The sequence below is a fragment of the Kitasatospora sp. NPDC058478 genome (assembly GCF_042720345.1).
Lineage (GTDB): Bacteria > Actinomycetota > Actinomycetes > Streptomycetales > Streptomycetaceae > Kitasatospora.
This window is the reverse complement of sequence record NZ_JBHXML010000033.1, coordinates 77,952-93,305: the sequence shown is the minus strand read 5'-3', so window position 1 is coordinate 93,305 and position 15,354 is coordinate 77,952. Positions and strand designations below refer to the sequence as shown.

Annotated in this window: 17 protein-coding genes and 1 pseudogene; 10 read left to right on the top strand and 8 right to left on the bottom strand. The window is 74.2% G+C overall.

Translation table 11 applies throughout. The features are described from left to right. Positions 1-150 precede the first annotated feature (150 nt). Together ACFWPT_RS19995 and ACFWPT_RS19990 are read right to left on the bottom strand one after the other, a co-directional pair. On the bottom strand, positions 151-1,539 hold the full coding sequence (locus ACFWPT_RS19995) for an NAD(P)/FAD-dependent oxidoreductase (protein WP_380483156.1): 1,389 nt from the start codon (positions 1,537-1,539) through the stop codon (positions 151-153). A gap of 103 nt (positions 1,540-1,642) precedes the next feature. Next, the gene (locus ACFWPT_RS19990; RefSeq protein ID WP_380483150.1) at positions 1,643-1,786 is read right to left on the bottom strand and encodes a hypothetical protein; all 144 of its coding nucleotides are present in this window, start codon (positions 1,784-1,786) and stop codon (positions 1,643-1,645) included. A gap of 107 nt (positions 1,787-1,893) precedes the next feature. Here ACFWPT_RS19990 and ACFWPT_RS19985 point away from each other — a divergent pair, with 107 nt between their 5' ends. Then, positions 1,894-2,412, top strand: a complete 519-nt coding sequence (locus tag ACFWPT_RS19985; protein WP_380483148.1) for an NUDIX domain-containing protein — start codon at positions 1,894-1,896, stop codon at positions 2,410-2,412. Between the two features lie 168 nt (positions 2,413-2,580). Further along, on the top strand, positions 2,581-3,738 hold the full coding sequence (locus ACFWPT_RS19980) for a serine hydrolase domain-containing protein (RefSeq protein WP_380483146.1): 1,158 nt from the start codon (positions 2,581-2,583) through the stop codon (positions 3,736-3,738). Positions 3,739-3,839: 101 nt separating this feature from the next. Here ACFWPT_RS19980 and ACFWPT_RS19975 read toward each other — a convergent pair whose 3' ends face one another. Further along, complete coding sequence (locus ACFWPT_RS19975) at positions 3,840-4,325, bottom strand: cysteine/serine endopeptidase inhibitor (protein ID WP_380380272.1); 486 nt, start codon at positions 4,323-4,325, stop codon at positions 3,840-3,842. A 261-nt stretch (positions 4,326-4,586) separates the two neighbouring features. Here ACFWPT_RS19975 and ACFWPT_RS19970 point away from each other — a divergent pair, with 261 nt between their 5' ends. Beyond that, positions 4,587-4,787 (top strand): hypothetical protein, encoded by a 201-nt coding sequence (locus ACFWPT_RS19970; RefSeq protein WP_380483144.1) that lies wholly within the window; start codon positions 4,587-4,589, stop codon positions 4,785-4,787. A 28-nt stretch (positions 4,788-4,815) separates the two neighbouring features. Here ACFWPT_RS19970 and ACFWPT_RS19965 read toward each other — a convergent pair whose 3' ends face one another. Together ACFWPT_RS19965 and ACFWPT_RS19960 are read right to left on the bottom strand one after the other, a co-directional pair. After that, the gene (locus tag ACFWPT_RS19965) at positions 4,816-5,625 is read right to left on the bottom strand and encodes an SMP-30/gluconolactonase/LRE family protein (protein WP_380483142.1); all 810 of its coding nucleotides are present in this window, start codon (positions 5,623-5,625) and stop codon (positions 4,816-4,818) included. Between the two features lie 25 nt (positions 5,626-5,650). Next, positions 5,651-5,809: an SDR family oxidoreductase gene (locus tag ACFWPT_RS19960; RefSeq protein ID WP_363369598.1), complete on the bottom strand. Its 159-nt coding sequence runs from the start codon at positions 5,807-5,809 to the stop codon at positions 5,651-5,653. Positions 5,810-5,828: 19 nt separating this feature from the next. Between ACFWPT_RS19960 and ACFWPT_RS19955 the strand changes: the two are divergent. The 3 genes and pseudogenes from ACFWPT_RS19955 to ACFWPT_RS19945 form a co-directional block, all read left to right on the top strand. Beyond that, a pseudogene (locus tag ACFWPT_RS19955) lies at positions 5,829-6,048 on the top strand (hypothetical protein); the annotation flags it as partial. A 47-nt stretch (positions 6,049-6,095) separates the two neighbouring features. Then, positions 6,096-6,749, top strand: a complete 654-nt coding sequence (locus ACFWPT_RS19950) for a 4'-phosphopantetheinyl transferase (protein WP_380483140.1) — start codon at positions 6,096-6,098, stop codon at positions 6,747-6,749. Between the two features lie 41 nt (positions 6,750-6,790). Then, positions 6,791-7,174, top strand: a complete 384-nt coding sequence (locus ACFWPT_RS19945) for a barstar family protein (protein WP_380483138.1) — start codon at positions 6,791-6,793, stop codon at positions 7,172-7,174. A 25-nt stretch (positions 7,175-7,199) separates the two neighbouring features. Here the strand turns inward: ACFWPT_RS19945 and ACFWPT_RS19940 are convergent, their stop codons facing one another. Then, entirely contained in the window at positions 7,200-8,105 is a 906-nt protein-coding gene (locus tag ACFWPT_RS19940; RefSeq protein ID WP_380483136.1) for a polysaccharide deacetylase family protein, read from the bottom strand. 199 nt (positions 8,106-8,304) lie between these two features. Between ACFWPT_RS19940 and ACFWPT_RS19935 the strand changes: the two genes are divergently transcribed. Together ACFWPT_RS19935 and ACFWPT_RS19930 are read left to right on the top strand one after the other, a co-directional pair. After that, on the top strand, positions 8,305-9,900 hold the full coding sequence (locus ACFWPT_RS19935; protein WP_380483134.1) for a CehA/McbA family metallohydrolase: 1,596 nt from the start codon (positions 8,305-8,307) through the stop codon (positions 9,898-9,900). A gap of 183 nt (positions 9,901-10,083) precedes the next feature. Next, entirely contained in the window at positions 10,084-10,578 is a 495-nt protein-coding gene (locus ACFWPT_RS19930) for a hypothetical protein (protein ID WP_350883659.1), read from the top strand. A gap of 48 nt (positions 10,579-10,626) precedes the next feature. Here the strand turns inward: ACFWPT_RS19930 and ACFWPT_RS19925 are convergent, their stop codons facing one another. Then, complete coding sequence (locus ACFWPT_RS19925) at positions 10,627-11,085, bottom strand: DinB family protein (RefSeq protein ID WP_380343078.1); 459 nt, start codon at positions 11,083-11,085, stop codon at positions 10,627-10,629. A gap of 386 nt (positions 11,086-11,471) precedes the next feature. Between ACFWPT_RS19925 and ACFWPT_RS19920 the strand changes: the two genes are divergently transcribed. Beyond that, positions 11,472-12,314 carry a class I SAM-dependent methyltransferase gene (locus ACFWPT_RS19920; RefSeq protein ID WP_380483132.1) on the top strand — a complete coding sequence of 281 codons (843 nt, stop codon included), beginning with the start codon at positions 11,472-11,474 and terminating at the stop codon, positions 12,312-12,314. A 96-nt stretch (positions 12,315-12,410) separates the two neighbouring features. Here ACFWPT_RS19920 and ACFWPT_RS19915 read toward each other — a convergent pair whose 3' ends face one another. Then, positions 12,411-13,682, bottom strand: a complete 1,272-nt coding sequence (locus ACFWPT_RS19915; protein ID WP_380483130.1) for an MFS transporter — start codon at positions 13,680-13,682, stop codon at positions 12,411-12,413. A 230-nt stretch (positions 13,683-13,912) separates the two neighbouring features. Between ACFWPT_RS19915 and ACFWPT_RS19910 the strand changes: the two genes are divergently transcribed. Continuing rightward, on the top strand, positions 13,913-15,262 hold the full coding sequence (locus tag ACFWPT_RS19910) for a condensation domain-containing protein (protein WP_380483128.1): 1,350 nt from the start codon (positions 13,913-13,915) through the stop codon (positions 15,260-15,262). The last annotated feature ends 92 nt before the right edge of the window (positions 15,263-15,354 follow it).

The window sequence follows — 15,354 nt, the reverse complement described above, 5'->3', positions numbered from 1 at the left end:
GGCGGATCCGCCACCGTGATCGCCACCGTCCGGCGTGCTCGCCACCGCCCGACCGCGCTCGCCACCGTCCGACCGCGCTCGCCACCGTCCGGCGTGCTCGCCACCGTCCGACCGCGCTCGCCACCGCCCGCGCCGCTACCGTCCGCGCCGCTACCTCCCGGAGACGACGTCCGCGACGCGGGCGATCGGCGAGGTGGCGGCCCGTCCGCCCGCCTCCTGGCGGTCCGCCGCGTGGTAGGCCGCGTACATCGCGTGCACCCCGATCCAGCGCAGCGGCTCGGGCTCCCAGCGGCGCACGGTGTGGCCCACCCAGGGCAGCCCGGTCAGCCCGGTGTCCCGCCCGAGGACCAGGTCGCGCAGCGTCCGGCCCGCCAGGTTCGTCGTGGTCACCCCGCTGCCGACGTACCCGCCCGCCCAGCCGAGACCACTCGCACGGTCCAGCTCCACCGTGGCGCACCAGTCCCGGGGCACGCCGAGCACGCCCGCCCAGGCGTGGTCGATCCGGGCACTCGCGGCCGCCGGGAAGAAGCGGTTCAGGATCTGCCGGAGCTGGCGCACGGTCTCCACCTGGGTGCCGCCGTCCGCGTCCGTCCGCGAGCCGAACCGGTACGGCACACCCCGGCCGCCCAGCGCGATCCGGTCGTCCGCGGTGCGCTGCGCGTACATGTAGGCGTGCGCGAAGTCGCCCAGCACCTCGCGGCCCTGCCAGCCCGCGTCCGCCCAGAAGGCGGGCGGCAGCGGCTCGGTGGCGATCATCGCCGAGTTCATCGGCAGCCAGGTCCGCCGCTCGCCGCGCAGGCCGGCCGTGAACCCCTCGGTCGCGCGCAGCACGTACTCGGCGGTCACCGTGCCCTGCGGCGTCACCGCGCGCGGCCGGGCGTACGCGGTGCCCGGCAGGATCGCCGTCACCGCCGTCCCCTCGTGCACCGCCACCCCGAGGTCCCGCACCACCCTCGCCAACCCGCGTACCAACTCTGCTGGTTGGATCCGTGCACCGTACGGCGTCCAGGTGCCGCCGAGGGTGCCCGCGACGGCGATCCGGTCGGCGGCCTCCTTCGCGCCCAGCAGCTCGACGCGACCCTCGCCGTACGCCCGCTCGGCGGCGGCGAAAGCCTTGAGCCGCTCCAACTGGGCTCTGTTCCTGGCGACTTCGAGCACCCCGCCGCGCACGATGTGCGCGTCGATCCGCTCGGCGGCGGCGACGTCCACGACCTCCCCGACCGCCTCGTCCATCGCCCGCTGCATCGCCGCCGCCGCACCCGGGCCGTACCGCTTCGCGAACGCGCCCCGGCCCGCGAAACCGTTGTACAGCCACCCGCCGTTGCGCCCCGAGGCGCCGTAGCCGCAGAACCGGCGTTCCAGCACCGCGATCCGCAGCGACGGCTCCGCCTTCTTCAGGTAGTACGCCGTCCACAGCCCGGTGTACCCGCCGCCGACGATGCACACGTCCACATCCGCGCTCCCGGGCAACGCCGGCCCCGGCTCCGGCAGCCCACTCGCCGCGTACCAGAACGACACCTCGCCGTTGACCGCCACCAGAACCTCCCACACCCGTCGCCGACCTGCCCGGACGCTACGCCGCACCGGTCACGCCGGAACACCCCCACACTGCCAAGATCCCCCCGCCCGGCCAGCCACCCTGTCAGACCACCAACAGCTCCAGCACCCGCGTCCAGCTGTACGCCCCCGTCGCGAACTCGGCGATCCGCACCCCCACCCTCCGCAGCCTGGCCAAGCTCGCGTCGCCCGACAACTGGACGGCCTGGGCGATCTCCTGGGCACGCACCGGGACTACGGCCCGGTGCGTGAATACCTGGCACGATTCGACGAAGCGAGCAGAATCCGGCTCCTGCTACTCGCCGACATCATCCCGTCACCTCGGGGAGGTTCATCGTGAGGCCCGCACCCACCGACACCGAAGCCTGGAGCGCCTACCTCTCCGAGGGCAACGCGAGGCAGGCCCGCAAGCGTGTCTCGGCCGACGTCATCCTGCGAGACGTGCGCGGCCGTCTCCTGACCGTCAACCCGACCTACAAGGACGGCTGGGACCTGCCGGGCGGCATGGCCGAGGCCAACGAACCCCCTGACCAGGCAGCCGTGCGGGAGCTGCGCGAGGAGTTGGGCCTCGACATCACCGTCGGCGCCCTTCTCGTCGTGGACTGGGTGGCACCGCACGGGCCCTGGGACGACCAGATCGCGTTCATCTTCGACGCCGGAACCCTCGCCCCCGCCCTTGCCGCCAACGTCCGCCCCCATGACGACGAACTCTCCGAAGCGCTCTTCCTCCCAGCGCCCGAGGTGGCCGCCCGGCTGCGGGCACGCCAACGCACCCGCCTCCAAGCAGCCCTCCGCGCACTTGCCGACGGCCGCATCCGCTACCTGCGGGACGGGGAGGAGCCATGGCGGCCCTGACCCACCGTCACACACCAACGGCTGGATCGCAGTTCATACCCCGCAGGTCGTAGGCCGCCAGGACCACGGCTCCGACCCCCGCTCCTCCTGCGCGCGGACGACCGCCGCCGGTGCCGTGTGATGCCCTTGAGGTCCCGGGCGCGCCGGCCCGACGAGAGGAGACGCTCCGTGAACCCGTCCACGCCGTACAGGATTCGACCATTCCGGCTCAGCACAGCGGCCGTCGCCGCAGGCGTCCTGCTGTTCGGCGTGGCCGCCGCGCCGGCAGCCCAGGCGGCGGGCCCCCGAGCCGACGTCGTCCAGCAGCGGCTCGACGCGCTGGTCCGGCAGGACGGTGTGCCCGGCGCGCTGGCCACCGTGCGGGACCGGAACGGGCACACCCGCACCTACACGGCCGGGGTGGGCGATCTGGCCACCGGCGCGGCGGTGCCCGTGGACGGGCAGGTCCGGGCGGGCAGCAACACCAAGTCCTTCACGGCCGTCGTCGTCCTGCAGCTCGTCGCCGAGGGCAAGGTCGATCTGGAGGCCTCCCTCGACACCTACCTGCCGGGCCTCGTCCGCGGCACCGGCGCCGACGGCAGCCGCATCGACGGGCGGAAGATCATCGTCCGCCAGATCCTCCAGCACACCAGCGGCCTGCCCGACTACACCCACTTCCTGCCCGACCAGAGCCCCTCCCAGTACCACGAGCCCCGCGATCTGCTCGACCTCGCGCTCGCCCAGAAGCCCGACTTCGAGCCCGGCAAGGGCTGGAAGTACTGCAACACGGGCTACCTGATCGCCGGTCTGATCATCCAGAAGGTCGCCGGGCGGCCCGCCGGCGAGGAGATCACCCGCCGGGTCATCGACCGCATCGGCCTGCGCCACACGTACTTCCCCGCCCAGGGCGACATGACGGTGCACGAGCGCCACCCGCACGGCTACGTCACCGAGGAGCCCGGTGACCAGCCGCTGGACGTCACCGAGCAGGACATGTCCTGGGCCTGGACGGCCGGCGCCCTGGTCTCCACGAACAGCGACCTCAACCGCTTCTTCCGTGCCCTGCTCGGCGGCGAGTTGCTGGCCCCGGTCCAGCTCGCCCAGATGCAGGTCACCGTCCCCGCCGAGTACATGGGCCCCGGCGGCCGGTACGGGCTGGGGCTCGCCAGCCGCCCGCTGTCCTGCGGCGGCGTGTACTGGGGCCACGGCGGCACGCTCCCGGGCTATGTGACCCGCGGTGGTGTCACCGAGGACGGTCGCGCCGCCGACATCGCCGTCACCACCCTGCCCTCCGCCGATGTCAAGCAGCGCGTCGCCGACGCCGTCGACGCCGCGCTCTGCCGCTGAGGCGGTCAGGCACTCAGGCGCTCACACGCGAGAGCGGACCCCGGGCGACGACCGTGCCCGCCCCCGCGTCACGGGGCGGGCACGGTCGCTCATCCGCGGTCTCAGCCGATGGTGGAGCCGGTGATGGGCTCGGAGAGTTCGACGGTCTTGCCGTTCAGGCCGGCCTTGACGAACTGCCAGGTGAGGCCGTTGATGACGCCCTGGCCGAGCGGGGCCAGCTGGGCGAAGGCGGGCTGGCTGAGGTCGAGGTGGCCGGCGTCGCAGGAGGGGCACTTGTCCCGGACGGGGACGGTGACGGTCTTGCCCTGGTAGCTGACCTTGACCGAAATGCCCTGACACAGGGGGTCGTTGTTGGGGTTGGCGCTGGTCCACCAGGTGTGGGAGACCGCGACGAGCATCTGGTTGGAGGCGTTGATCTGGGTGCCGCAGGCGCCGTAGCCGGCGTCGTTGTAGTAGGTGGCCTTGCCGGCCATGGGCGTGTTGATCGGTATCGCCGCGCTGGCGGTGCCGGCGGTGAGGGCGATGAGGGCGGCGGCCGCGAGCGGGGCGCCCGCGAGGATCCTGAGGTTCTTGCTGATGGCGCGCATGGTTCCCTCCGGTTCGTTAGCCATGGACATGACAGACAGAAGTCGCCGAAGCCCCAAGAGGGTTCGGCGAGACCGCCCGATGCCCGTCCGAGTGAAGAGAACGTATGCGCCCGACGGCGGTGCGGTCCAGGCCGCCGCCATGTTGACATGAACACAAATCAGGAATCTTTACCAATACGGCCGAAGGGGCGAAGATACGTGACCGCACCGCGCCGCAGGGTGTTGACAGGCCACCACGCCCACCTCCGGAGGCCCCGCCCCATGCGCATCGCACTCGCCGCCCTGCTCCTCGGCGCCGCCCTGATCCCGGCCGCCGCCGCACCCGCCAACGCCGCACCCGTGCCCGTACCCCGCGCCGTGAACCAGGGCTACAGCATCCCCGTCGGCGCCGTCACCGACCTCGGCGCACTGCCGGTGCTCGGCAGCCTCGGGCTGGACTTCGCCCGCCTGCTCGGGCAGTAGGGACGCGGACCCTTCAAATCCGGCCCCCTCACACCCGGACGCTGAACAGCCCGCCGGAGAGCGGCTGTTGGTCGGACCGGGCGGACGTGATGTAGAGCGTCCGCCCGTCCGGCCCGCCGAAGGCGCAACTGGTGACGCGCGGCACCGGCAGCTCGACCGACGCCAGCACCTCACCCCCCGGCGAGAGGCACCGCACCGCCCAGCCGTCCCAGAACGCCACCCACAGGTTGCCGTCGGCGTCGAGCGTCATGCCGTCCGGGTAACCCGGCAGGTGGGAGACGTCGAGCGTGCGGATCCGCTCGCCGAGGGGGCCGTGCTCGGGGTAGGGGTAGAGGGCGATGCGGCGCGTCGTGGTGTCGATGTGCCAGAGCCGGTCGGGCTCCGGCCAGGCGAGACCGTTGGGGATGTCGAGCCCGCCGAGGATCGCCCGGACGCCGCCGTCGCGCTCCAGCCGGTACAGCGATCCTGGCTCGCGCGGCTCCCCCCGCCCCATCGATCCGGCGACCGGCCGGCCGTACGGGTCGGTCTTGCCGTCGTTCATCCGGCGGTCCGGGCGGTCGGCCTCGACGGCGGCGACCAGCGTGGTGCGGCCGGTGGCCGGGTCGAGCCGTTCGAAGCCGCGCTCGGTGGCGAGCATCAGTCCGCCGTCGCCGTTCGGCATCAAGGTGCCGGGGGTGACGTCGAGTTCGACCGAGCCGATCGCGCCCGAGGCCGGGTCCAGGGTGAGCACCCGCCGGTCGGGGATGCCGATCCAGCGCAGCAGTTGCGCGGACTGGTCCCACAGCGGGCCCTCGCCCAGCTCCAGGTACGGTGTGTCGGCGACCGGTTCGGCACGCACAGCGGGGCCCTCCTCGAACAAGGTGTCAGCGCAGCAGGGCTTCGGGCAGCATCGCGGTCAGTCCGTCGTCCACGGCGAGGCAGGCACCACTGATGAACGAGGATTCCTCACTCGCCAGGAAGCCGACCACCCGCGCGACCTCGGCCGCACTGCCGAACCGCCCCAGTGGGGACGACCGTAGCATCGCGGTGCTCGGCTGCGGATCCGTCCACCAACTGATCGGCACGGCCCCCCTTCCAGGGCATCGGCGTCGGCGTCGACCGCAAGTCCCCGGTGTCCTGGCCGGTGTACGAGCGCCACCGCTCCCTCCGCTGCACCGGCGGCCTGCACTCCGTCACCTACCTGCCCGGTGGCCCTGGCGTGTTGGTGGCCCTGGTGGATCTTCCCCGGAAGGCCCGCCGGGACCACCCCCACCCGGGTTAGGCTCGATCCGCGCGGCGGCCGTCCGCGCACCGACCGAGGGGGAGCGTGTGATCGGGGACCTGCTGCCGGACGCCGTCGTGACCGAGGTGTCCTACGACGACCCGCCGGAGGCCCGGCTGGAACCGGCCGAGGAGGCCGCCGTCGTCCAGGCGGTGGCCAAGCGCCGCCGGGAGTTCACCACCGTCCGCCACTGCGCCCGCACCGCCCTCACCCGCCTCGGCATCCCCTACCGCCCGCTGGTCCCCGGCCTGCGCGGCGCCCCGAGCTGGCCCGACGGCGTCGTCGGCAGCCTCACCCACTGCGAGGGCTTCCGAGCGGCGGCCGTCGCCCGCTCCGGCGACCTCGCCTCGGTCGGCATCGACGCCGAGCCCGCCCTGCCGCTCCCGGACGACGTCCTGGACGTCATCGCGCTGCCCGCGGAGGGGAAGCGGATCGTCGAACTGCTCGCCGAGCACCCCGGCACCCCGTGGGACCGCATCCTGTTCAGCGCCAAGGAATCCGTGTACAAGGCGTGGTTCCCGCTCACCGAGCAGTTCCTGGACTTCAGCGAGGCCGACCTGGTCCTCTCCCCCGACGGCTCCTTCACCGCCCGCCTGCTGGTCCCCGGCCCGAACGTCAACGGCCGCCGCATCGAGGGCTTCGAGGGCCGCTGGGCCGTCGGTGACGGGCTGCTCGCCACCGCCATCGCGGTCGCCCGGTAGTCCGGCGCACCGACGACCGCACTCGGCATATCCTCGACCCCGTGACCGTGACCTATGTGATAGCTGGCACCCGGATCCACACGCTGGACGACTTCTGGGACGTGGTCGGTGAGACCATCGGCAGCGACGGCTACTTCGGCCGGAACCTCGACGCCTTCGCCGACTGCCTGCGCGGCGGCTACGGCACCCCCGAGGACGGCGACTACCTGATCGAGTGGCGCGACCACGCGGTCTCCCGGCGCAACCTCGGCTACCCGGAGACGGTCCGCCAGCTGGAACTGCGGCTGGCCCACTGCCACCCCGCCAACCGCGAGCACGTCCGCGCCGACCTCGCCGCCGCCCAGGCCGGCAAGGGGCCGACGGTGTTCGACTGGCTGGTCCGGATCATCGAGGAGGAGCACCCGGGAGGCCTCCGGCTGGCCTAACGCCGCAGCGCGGCTCCCCCGCACCTCACCGCAGCACGTCCGACAGCCGGACGAAGCGCCGCCCCGCCGCCAGCAGCCCCGGCACCGCCGCCACCACCCCGGGGGCGGTGCCGCCGCCCGGGTGGTTCATGTGGCAGATCACGATCGCCCCGGGCGGGGCCGCCGCGATCTCCTGCCGCACCTCGGCGGCGCTGAGCGTCGCCCCGCCGTCGCCGTTCACGGTGAAGCCCGCGGCGCGTTCCCCCAGGTCGGCGACCACCCGGGCGGCGACGTCGTCGTAGTGCGCGGTGCCGGAGCGGAAGAACCGCACCGGGTGGCCGAGCAGCCCGGCGAGCTTGTGCGCGTTGCCCGCGACCTCGTCGTACACCTCGCCGACGCCACCGGTGCCGGCGATGCCGTAGGCGGAGCGGCCGGTGACCGAGAGCGGGCGGTGGACGGTGCCGTGGTTGCCGATCTCGAAGAGCGGATCGGCGGCGAGTTTCTCGAACACGTCCGGGTTGGCGTCGATCCAGCGGGCGTTCAGGAAGAGCGTGGCGGGGACGGAACGTTTCCGCAGGAAGTCGATCAGGTCGGCGTCGTACCCGTTCCCGCCGGGGCCGCCACAGGCGTCGAAGGTGAGCGCCGTCGCGCTCTCGCCGGCGGGCAGCTTGGTGACCACCCCGGCGACCTCCATCCCCCACTCCTTCGGCGCGGTGCCGCCGTACCGGGCGACCAGCTCGGCCCGGGTCGGCTCCCGGCGCGCGGTCGGGGCGGGCGTCGGGGGCTCCGACGGCGTCGCCGCCGATATCGCCGAGGCCCCGGAGGCCTCTGAGGCCGAAGCGGACGCCTCCGAGGCTTCCGGGGCCGCCGCCCCGCCGCCCCCCGAGGGCCCGCACCCCGCCAGCGTGCTCCCGGCCACCGCCGCCAGCAGCGCCCGCCGACTCAGTGCCACACCCGTCTCCTCCGCGATGACCCGATCCGCTCGTTATGAATATGAACGGACTAATCGTCATCGCCCGCAACTCGCCGACCCGGCCGACGTCGACCCCCTTCACCGACCCGCCCCCCGCCCGTGGGCCCCGGCTCACCCCTGATTCACCGCCACGGGTAAGGAGCCGAACGGACCCGCCCGCCCCGACCCGGAGGACCCGATGCCCGCCGACCACGACACCCCACGCCCCGCCCGCCGCGACCTCCTCCGCACCGGCCTCACCACAGGAGCCGCCGCCGCCCTCGGCCTCGCCGCGACCACCCCCGCCGCCGCCTCCGCACCCGGCGCCCCCGCCACCCCGGGCACCCCCGGCGCCCCCGGCACCGAACGGACCCTCACCCTCACCGGCCACCTCCCCACCGGCGCCGCCGACTTCGTCTACCTCTCCGTCGAAGTCCCCGCCGGCGTCCGCGAGATCGCCGTCAGCTACGGCTACGACAAGCCCCCCGTTCCGGCCGGCACCCCCGGCAACTCCTGCGACATCGGCATCTTCGACGAACGCGGCACCGACCTCGGCGGCCCCGGCTTCCGCGGCTGGTCCGGCGGTTTCCGCACCGAGTTCAGCCTCGCCCGCGACGCCGCGACCCCCGGCTACCTCCCCGGCCCGATCAACCCCGGCACCTGGCACCTCGCCCTCGGCCCCTACCAGATCGCGCCGCAGGGGCTGGACTACCACGTGCAGGTCACCCTCCGGTTCGGCGCCCCCGGGCCGGCCTTCGCCCCGCACTACCCGTCCGAGCGGGCCCGCGGCCGCGGCCGCGCCTGGTACCGGGGCGACTGCCACCTGCACACCGTGCACTCCGACGGCCGGCGCCTCCCGGAGGAGGTGGCCGCCGGCGCCCGCGCGGCCGGCCTGGACTTCATCGTCTCCACCGACCACAACACCAGCTCCTCGCACGCGGTCTGGGGCCCGCTGGCCGGCCCCGGCCTGCTGATCATCCCGGGCGAGGAGATCACCACCCGCAACGGCCACTGGCTGGCCCTCGGCCTCGAAGCGGGCCAGTTCGTCGACTGGCGCTACCGCTCCCGCGACGAGGAGTACCCGCGCTTCGTCCGTCAGGTCCACCGCTCCGGCGGCCTGGTGGTGCCCGCGCACCCGTACTGCCCGTACGTCGCCTGCCAGTGGAAGTTCGGCTACGAGCAGGCCGACGGCGTCGAGGTGTGGAACGGGCCCTGGACGTACGACGACGAGTCCGCGGTCGACACCTGGGACGGCCGGCTCGCCGTCGCCCTGCGCGAGGGCCGTTCCTGGCTGCCCGCCCTGGGCAACAGCGACGCGCACAGCGCCCCGCAGGTCATCGGCTCCCCGCACAACGTCGTCCTGGCCGAGGACCTCACCCGGGACGCGATCCTCGACGGGCTGCGCGACGGGCGCAGCTGGCTCGCCGAATCCGCGGCCGTCCAGCTGGAGTTCACCGTCACCGGGCACGGCCGCCGGGCCGGCATCGGCGAGGAGCTGGCCGTCCCGGCGGACGCCCCGCTGGACGTCCGGCTCACCGTCTCCGGCGTCCCCGGCGGGACGGTCCGCCTCCTCACCGACGAGGGCCAGCTGCACCAGGAGTCACTGCCCGCCGACGGCTCCGGCACGGTGGTCTGGCGCACCACCGCCTCGCTCGCCGCCTACGTCCGGGCCGAGGTCCGCCACCCGAAGCCGGACGGGTCGCCCGGCAAGGGCAACGCGATGGGCCCGGACCTCCCCTGGGGCCCGATGGCGGCCCTCACCAACCCGATCGTGCTGCGCGTCGAGGACCGCTGAGGCGTCCGGAGCAGGAGTGGGGACGACTCGGGGCACCGGCGTGGACTAGGTTGATCCCCGAAAGCACCAGTCGTAGGGACGAGGCGGTCGGCTGTCCGTATCCGGGCCGGCCGGCCCTTCCGCACTCCGACCGCCTCGCCCCGGCTACCCGTCCGTCCCCGGCCCGCGAAGGGATCAGCAGCTGTGAACCGTACGACCGTAGGTGGGCCGGAGCTCGGGGGCGGCCGGGGCGCCGGCGGCGTCCTCGTCCTCGTCGACCCGGCCGGGGCCGGCCAGAGCCCGGTCGCGAGCCGGCTCGCGGAGGAGCTGCACCCGAGCGTCCACCTGCGTGCGCACGACTTCCTGCGGGTCATCCGGCGCGGCCAGCTCCCGCCGCACCTCCCCGAGGCCGAGCGGCAGAACACCACCGCCCTCGCCGCCGCCGCGCAGGCCGCCTTCGCCTACGCGACCGGCGGCTACCAGGTCATCGTCGAGTGCCCGGCCGCCCCGCCCACCCTGGACACCTTCCGACGCGAGAGCCGCACCACCGGCGCCGCCCTCCACCTCGTCGTCCTCCAGCCCACTCCGGGCGCCGTCCCCGGCCCGCACACCCTGGACACCAGCTCCCTCACCCCCGCCGGCGCCGCCGAGTCCATCCTCGCCGCCCTCACCCGCCGCACCCACCTGCTCGGCTGGTGACCCTCCGGGGTGCCCGAGGCCCCGGCCCCGGGCACCCGGCGCGCACGGCTACGCCCCCACCACCCCGTCGATCGCCTCCCGCAGGAAGTCGGCGTGCCCGTTGTGCCGGGCGTACTCGTGGATCAGGTGCAGCATCACCAGCCGCAGCGACACGTCGGCGTCCCACCGGGCCTGGTACCCGGTGACGTCGAGGGTCTCGGCGGCGCGCTCGATGCGGCGCGCGTGTTCGACCTCGGCCTGCCAGACGGCGAAGGCCTCGGCCCGGGTGGCGCCGGTGGCGTCGTACGCGGCCTGGAAGTCGCCGTCCTGCGACCAGACCAGCGGGACGTCCTCGCCGTCGATCACCCTGCGGAACCAGGTGCGCTCCACCTCCGCCATGTGCCGGACCAGCCCGAGCAGGGTCAGGGTGGACGGCGGGCTGGAGCGCCGGCGCAGCTGCTCGTCGGTCAGGCCCTCGCACTTCAGGGCGAGGGTCGCCCGGTGGAAGTCCAGGAAGCCGCGCAGCATCTCGCGCTCGCCGCCGCTGAGCGGCGGTGCGGGGCGCTGGTCAGGGATGTTCACGGTGTCGCTCTCCTCAAACCCTCGGGAATCCTCGCGGACTGTAGCGAACCGGCCGTCCGCGCCCGGTAGCCGCCCCCGGTAGTGCGGCGGTGTTCTGAGCCCCCCGGGCCACCTCCGCGCCCCTTTCCCGCCCCGGACCGGGGTCCATCACGTACCGTGTTCGGATCACCACCGGTTTGGGTACGTACCTCGGCGCGCCCGACGGGCGCCGAGCACCGCGGTGCCGGTCACAGCGCCGCCACATCGTCACGCAGCACGTTCAGCGCCCCCGGTCCGGGGTCGTCACTCCACCGCCGAGACCGGGTACATCACACACCGGGAGACCGACCATCATGAGCCACGACCACATCCCCGCCCCCGTACGCCGGACCTACGGTGCCGGCGATCTGTCCCAGGCCGCGAGCTTCGCCGGTGGATTCATCAACTTCGGCTACTGGCAGGACATGGACCTCACCGCCCCGACGACCGAGGACCGGGTCCACAGCCAGGAGCAGCTCTACCGCCGGGTCCTGCGGGAGTTCGCGGAGCCACGTGAGCGGCTGCGGCTGGCCGAGGTCGGCTGCGGGCGCGGACTCGGCGCGGCGCTCGCCCTGCGCGAGTTCCGGTTCGGGGGCGTGACCGGCGTCGACATCCACCCCGACCAGATCGAGCGCGCCCGCGCCGTCAACGCCAAAGCCCTGGCCACCTACCCCGATCGGCTGGCCTACACCTTCGGATCGGCCAACCAACTCCCCTTCGCCGACGGCTCCCTGGACGGCGTCTACTCGGTCGAGGCCGCCCAGCACTTCCGCGAACTCACCGGCTTCGCCCGCGAGACCGCCCGCGTCCTACGCCCGGGCGGCCGGCTCGTCGTGACCACCTTCTTCGCCGCCGCCGGACCGGACATCACCGAGCGCCTGAGCATCCTCCTCGCCAGCTTCGCCGACGGCCTCGACGTCCCCCACCCCCTCGCCGCCTTCACCAGCGACCTCACCGCGGCCGGCTTCACCACCATCACCACCGAGTCCATCGGCGACGCCGTCTGGCCCGGCCTCGACCGCTACCTCACCGACGCCGTCCCTCCCGGTCACTGGAGCCGCAACTTCCTCCCCGCCTGGCGCAGCGGCCTCCTCGACTACCACGTCGTCACCGCCACCCGGCCCGGGCCGGCGGAAACGGCCCGCCAGTCGATCTGACGAGCCGTCCCGCCCCCGGTACGTCGCGGGGCCCTGACGCCCCCTCCGCCGTCCGCTCCGGGCCCGGCGGGCGCCCGTCGGCCGCGACGCGCCGGATCAGCCGACCGCCGCCCCCACCCGCGGCGACGGCTCGGCCGCCGGGCCGGCCAGGGCCGCCAGCCGGCGCAGGCTGGCCCGGCGCTGGAGCGCGCCGAGGCCGACGGTCGCCGCGCCGAGGGCCAGCCAGCCGGCCGGACCGGCCGTCATCACCACGCCGGTGAGCAGCAGCGGGCCCACCGACTTCTGCACCGACTGGGCCATCCCGGCCACCCCCAGGTAGGAGGCCTGGGCCCCTGGGGGCGCCAGGACGACCGCCAGCTCCCAGGAACTCACCGAGCGCATCAGCTCCGCCAGCGTGACGAGCATCGCCGCGGCCAGCAGCGCGAGCGAGGCCGCCCACGGCCCGCCGCCGGTGGCGAGCGCGGTCAGCAGGCAGCAGCCGAGCAGCGTCAGGCCGTACCAGCCCACCGCCGCGGCCGCCCCGCGCGGGCCCTGCGCCCGCGCCGAGACGCGCAGTTGCAGGAGCACCACGAGCACCGTGTTGAGGATCAGGAAGACCGGGACGACGGCGTGCGGCGCGCCGGTGTGGTGGACGAGCCAGAGCGGCAGGCCGACGTTGAGGATCGAGTCGTCCAGGTTCAGCGGCATGTCCAGCGCAACGAACAGCAGGTAGCCCCGGTCGCGCCAGGGGCTCGGAGCGGCTGCCGCGGCGGCGGGTTCCTCCTCGGAGGCCGCGGCGACCAGGCCGCGCCCGGCCGGCTCCCGGGTGCGCCAGACCAGGACGGCGGCGAGGGCGAAGGAGAGTGCGTTGGCCACGATCAGCGCGCGGTAGGCGTTCGTGGTGCCCATCGCCAGGCCGATCGCCGCGATGCCCGCGCCGAGCGCGTACCCGGCGTTGGCCACGCTGCGGAACAGCGCCTGGTACGTGCCGCGCCGCTCGCCCGCGATCCGGGTGGCGAACAGCATCTCCAGGGTCTTGGCCGCGCGTTCGGCCAGACAGGTCAGGGCGACGGCGGGGAGCAGCGTGGCGAAGTCGTCGACGACCAGCAGCAGGCCCATCGTTCCGATCCGCAGCAGGTGGCACCCGATCAGCAGCCACCGCACCGGCAGCCGTTCGGCCGCCCGCCCGGCGAGCGGGGACCCGGCGATCCCCGCCGCCGCGCCCACGCCCAGCAGCACGCCGAGCTGCCGGGCGTCCATCCCGCACACGTAGGTGAAGTACAGCACCGAGGCCGCCGCCCACACCCCGCTCCCGGTCCGGTCGACGCACTGCGCCAGCAGCATGATCCGCGCGTCGCGCCCGCCCGGCGGCTTCCGCAGCTGCGCCATCAGTCCGTTCCCCCGCATGGCAGGCCCCCGTTGCATGATCGACATCAATCTCGACATCAAGATACTTCACGTCGAGATAGATGCGGAAGCCCCGGCCGCACACCCGCCGGGCCCCGAACCTCGGACCTCGACGGCGGGCGGGCGGTGCGCCACACTCTCCCCAGCAGCATCCGCGCTCCCAACGCACCGGCACGACGTCACGATCCACCGCCACATCGGAGAGCCACACGGTGACCACTCGTCAACTGCTGGAGATCGCCTTCTCGTCCGGCCGGGCCGGGTCCGGCCCTGCCACCTGGGGCCAACAGGCCATCTGGGACGTCCTGAGCCGGCTCACCCCGGCCGACGCGCCGCGCTACAACATCGCCGCGGCGGCGCCGCTCGACCCCGGGCTGCCGCTGCCCGCCCTGCTCGCCGGCCTGGAGGGGCTGCTCCACCTGCACGACTCGCTGCACACCCGCCTGGTGCCGGGCGAGGCCGGCCGGTTACACCAAGTGGTCGACGCCGAGGGCCGGTTGGAGGTGGAGGTGCGGCACTGCGCGGAGCCGGCCGATCCGGTCGAGGCGGGCGCGCGGCTGCACGAGGAGCTGGCGGCACTGCCGTTCGACACCGCCACCCAGTGGCCGATCCGGGTCGGCGTGGTGGAGGCGGGCGGGTCGGCCCGGTACGTGAGCCTGGTGCTCTCGCACACCGCGGTGGACGGCACGGGGATGAACCGCCTGGTGGCCGACCTGACCGCGCTCTGCCAGGGCACCGCGCCGGCCGAGCTGGCCAAGATCCGCGAGCCCGCCCAACAGCCGCTGGAGGAGGCGGAGTTCCAGGCCTCCGAGCGCGGTCGGCGGCGGGACGAGGGCGCCCGCAAACAGTTCCTGCGCAAGCTCCGGCTGGCCCCGGCCCGGCTGTTCCCCCCGCCCGGCGAGCCGGCCACGCCGGGCGCCAGGTTCCCGAACGCCGTCCTGCGCTCGCCCGCGCTGCCCCGCGCGGTGGACCAGGTGGCGGCCGCCCACCGGGTGACGTCCTCCTCGGTGCTGCTGGCGGCGACGGCGGCGATGACGGCCCGGCTGTCGGGCTCGACGGAGGCGGTGCTGAACGTCGTGGTGAACAACCGCTTCCTGCCCGAACTGACCAACGCGGTGAGCGTGGTCGCGGGCGACGGGCTGTTCCACCTCCCGGACGCCACCGCCGAGTTCAGGGACGTCGTCCGGCGCACGAACGCCGCCGCGATCGGCGCCTACCGCCACGCCTACTACGACAAGCTGCGACTGCAGGCCGAGATCGGGCGGCTCGCCGCCGAGGGCGTCCCGCTCGCGGACCGGTCCTGCATCTTCAACGACACCCGCGAGCTGGTCACCGCCTCCCCCGACACCGGGACGGGCGAGGAGACCACCCTGACCTGGCCGGTGGAGTTCGAGCCCCGCCCCGGCCTGACCTACGCCCTGGACGCACTGCAGTCCCCGGGCGCACTGAGCCTGACCATGACGGCCGACCCCGCGGTGCTCCCGCGTCCGGCGATGGAGCGCTTCCTGTACGGGATCGAGGAGTTGATCCTCACCGAGGCCCGCACCCTCGGAGCAACCTAGGCCTGTCCCGAGACCGGAGGGCACCGCGCACCACGCGGCGCCCTCCGGCGCCTCCCCGCCACCCGCCGCTCCCCCCGGGCCCGTTGGCCCCG